General features: G+C 53.4%; 1 pseudogene. It reads left to right on the top strand.

Features of this window, described 5'->3' with window-relative positions:
- Positions 1-577: pseudogene (locus ACYVTD_RS15745) on the top strand (replication restart helicase PriA); the annotation flags it as partial.

Raw genomic sequence — 577 nt, 5'->3', positions numbered from 1 at the left:
GACATATTGCTTGGAACGCAGATGGTCGCCAAAGGCCTGAACTTTCCCGGAGTACGCCTTGTAGGCGTCGTCTTCGCTGACACGGGATTACATCTGCCCGACTTCCGCGCCGCAGAGCGCACTTTTTCATTGATTGTACAGGTAGCCGGTCGCGCGGGGCGCTACTTCCCCGACGGCAAAGTAATTGTTCAAACGCTTAGAATGGAAGACCCGGTTATAACTCGCTCCTGCGCCCTAGACGTCGAAGGATTTTTCAAAGCGGAACTTTCGCAGAGGCGCGCGCTAAACTTCCCTCCCTTTTCAAGGCTGATTCGTTTTACAATCCGGTCAAAGGACGAAAAGAGGGCGGATGCCGCGATAAAAAGGCTCGCGTCTTTCGCAAAACCGCTTCTTCCGCAAGGAGCGGATATGTTAGGCCCCGCCGAGTGTCCCATCGGGATTATGAACGACAATTACAGAAGACAGCTTATCCTTCGCGGAACTTCAATGGGCGCGCTTCACGTCGCGGCGCATGGTATTCTTTCCAAGTATGAAAAAGGGAAGGACGCGAGGGCGTATCTTGAGGTGGATATTGATC

The sequence above is a fragment of the Treponema sp. R6D11 genome, assembly GCF_054786075.1.
Note: the sequence above shows the minus strand (reverse complement) of the source record. Positions and strands in the feature narration are given on the sequence as shown.